Raw genomic sequence first — 1,292 nt, forward strand, 5'->3', positions numbered from 1 at the left:
GCCGAGATAGGAGCCGGCCTCCTCCAGCGCCCGGATCTCCGCCTGCAGGGCGCTGGCCGGCGCGGTCGCGGCGCGGGCGGTGGCCACCTGCGCACGCAGATCCGAGACCACGGCCCAATGCGCCGCGACGGTCCAGACCAGCCAGGCCGCCGCGATCGCGGCCGGGGCGCCGAGGCCGAGCCCGCCGAGCCAGGCCAGCCGGCGCAGCGCCCGGCGCCGCTCGGCATCGATGTCGTGGCGCAGGTCGGGGCCCGGCGGCGCCAGCGGGTCCTCGCCGGCCAGGTCGACCACATCCGGGGTCCAGCCGGCGGCGCGGGCCGCCTGCACCGCGGCCTGGACCTGCTCCCGCGGCATCGCCGTCAGCTCGACCGCGATGGTGGCGGCGTCGCCGGTCGGGGGCAGCCGGCGGGCGGCGAAGGCGGCGGTGCCGGGGGGCCAGGGGGTCAGCCGGTCGATCTCGAAGCGCAGCACCCGGCCCAGCGCCGCCTCGGCCTCGCGCGGCAGCACGCTGCGGCGGCGCAGCCCGGCCTCGGCCGGGACGGGCAGGACGACCTCGGCGCCGCGCCGCTGCTTGCCGCCGGCCGGGACATGGCCCAGCGGCACCTCGCGCAGCACCCGGCGGCCACGGGTCTCGATCAGCCGGGCGCCGTCCTCGCGCCACAGCAGGATCAGCCGGCGCCGGCGCAGGACCGGGCGGTGCAGCCAGCGGTCGGGCACCAGCGCGGCCAGCTCGCGCCCCCACCAGCGCAGGAACACCGCCGTTCGACGGATCATGCCGGCGATCATGCCGGGTCCTCCCCCACACGCCGGCCGAAGCCGGCCTCCCGCCAGTCCAGGATACGATAGAAGCTCTCGGCGTCGGCGGCGACCCAGATCACCGCTTCGACCCGTCCGCGCGCGCCGCGGGCGGTCGCGGCCTCGACGCTGACGCTGTAGACCGGCCCGGCCCCGGCACGCAGCAGCTTGCCCGCGTCCTCCGGCAGCAGCGTGGCCAGCCGCTCCGGCGTCGGTGCCGGCCGCTGCTGCCGGGCGCGCACCACCGCCTCGGCCTGGGCGCGGGTGACGCCGGGCAGGGCCTGCAGCACCAGCGGGTCGGCGGCGAAAGGGTCGATCCCGCCGGCCGGCGACAGGACGGTGACCAGCGGCATCAGCGCGTCGGCCAGGGTACGGCTGATGCCGGGCACCGTGCGCAGCTCCTCGGCCGACTGGAACGGGCGCGCCAGCTCGGCGGGGTTGTCCGGATCCGGCGCCGGCTGGGCGGTGCGGGCGGCCGCAGCCTGCGGCTGGTTCGC

At 79.0% G+C, this 1,292-nt stretch carries 2 protein-coding genes; both read right to left on the reverse strand.

From position 1 onward, the window contains the following. Positions 1-774: hypothetical protein (locus ACTOWL_RS37885; protein ID WP_441326469.1), on the reverse strand; the 774-nt coding region annotated here is incomplete at its 3' end. An 8-nt stretch (positions 775-782) separates the two neighbouring features. Beyond that, positions 783-1,292, reverse strand: a 510-nt coding sequence (locus tag ACTOWL_RS37890; RefSeq protein ID WP_441326470.1) for a hypothetical protein, incomplete at its 5' end; no start/stop codon positions are given.

Origin of the sequence: Inquilinus sp. CA228, from assembly GCF_052078665.1 — a bacterium.
GTDB lineage: Bacteria > Pseudomonadota > Alphaproteobacteria > DSM-16000 > Inquilinaceae > Inquilinus.